General features: G+C 37.5%; 2 protein-coding genes. Both read left to right on the top strand.

The genetic code is table 11. The features are described 5' to 3' along the window. On the top strand, window positions 1-1,391 hold a 1,391-nt coding region (locus F6K49_RS46925), incomplete at its 5' end, for an acyltransferase domain-containing protein (RefSeq protein WP_293109344.1). A 69-nt stretch (window positions 1,392-1,460) separates the two neighbouring features. Then, window positions 1,461-1,641: hypothetical protein (locus tag F6K49_RS46920; RefSeq protein WP_293109342.1), on the top strand; the 181-nt coding region annotated here is incomplete at its 3' end.

Genomic DNA, 1,641 nt, shown 5'->3' with positions numbered 1-1,641 from the left:
TTAATAATTTAGGAGATATTTGCTACACAGCCAACATCGGTAGAGCCGAATTTGACTATAGATTAGCTGTGGTTACATCTGATAAACAAGAGTTAATAGAGAAACTCAAACAATACAAACAGGGAGAGGATGTTGCAGGCATCTGTTCAGGACAACTAACAAGCCAAACTAGGACAAAAATAGCCTTTTTATTTACTGGGCAGGGGTCTCAATATGTAGATATGGGACGACAATTATATGAGACTCAACCGACATTTCAGAAAATACTAGACCAATGCCATAAAATTCTGAAAGAATCTTTAGAAGTACCTCTATTAGAAATCATTTACCCTAAAGATGCACAAAAGTCAAGTGATTCTTTATTAGATCAAACAGCTTACACCCAACCCGCGATATTCGCCATAGAATACGCCCTGTTTAAATTATGGGAATCATGGGGAATTAAACCTAATGTGGTGATGGGTCATAGTGTAGGAGAATATGTGGCCGCTTGCATAGCAGGAGTATTTAGTTTAGAAGATGGTCTAAAATTAATCGCCATGCGAGGAAAGTTGATGCAAAAGTTACCCTCCGGTGGAGAGATGGTATCAGTAATGGTATCAGAATCTGAGGTAACAGAGGCCATAAAAGAATATACTTCCCAAGTAACAATAGCAGCAGTTAATGGTTCAGAAAGTATAGTAATTTCAGGTGAGAGTGGAGCTATAGCAACTATTTGTGATAAATTAAAAAATCTGGGAATTAAGACCAAACAATTACAGGTGTCCCATGCCTTCCACTCCCCATTAATGGAACCAATGTTAACAGAATTTGAAGCAGTAGCCAAACAAGTCACCTATAATCAACCAAAAATACCACTAATATCAAACGTTACAGGTACTGAAGTAGGTAAAGAAATAACAACTGCTGAATATTGGGTGCGTCATGTGCGTCAACCAGTAAAATTTGCCCAAAGTATGAAAACTCTAGAGGAGCAAGGATATGAAACCTTCCTAGAAATCGGACCAAAACCAATATTGTTAGGGATGGGAAGGCAATGTGTAACAGAAGACATAGGAGAATGGTTGCCCTCATTGCGTCCGGGAGTGGATGAGTGGCAACAAATGTTATCAAGCTTAGGGCAATTGTATGTAAAAGGGATAAAAATAGATTGGTCAGGATTTGACTCAGACTATAGTCGTCAGAAAGTAGCATTGCCAACATATCCATTCCAACGGGAACGTTATTGGGTGGAAACAGCAGACAAACAACAGGAAGTAGAACAAAACACAGAAAATATTAGTGAGATTCCAATTATTAAACTACTTACTCAAGGAAAAACAGAAGCTCTCACTCAACAACTAGAAACCGTATTCAATTTACCACCAGAAAAACTGAAACTTTTACCATAAATATTAGACGCATTAGCCAAACAATACCAGGAACAATTAGCAGCAGTAACTATATCAATAGAAAATTGTTTGTATGAAGTAGAGTGGATAAATAAAAGTATTTTCGGTAAACTACTACCACTCGATTTCCTGATACCTCCTGTAGAAATCAACCAAAAATTAACTCCAACTCTGACAGAATTAATAACTCAGGTAGATAATGAAACAACAGCGTCTGTTCAAACAAGCTTGGAGCAATTAAGCGTAGACT

It is taken from the genome of Moorena sp. SIO3I6 (assembly GCF_010672095.1).
This window is presented reverse-complemented; position numbering and strand designations above follow the sequence as displayed.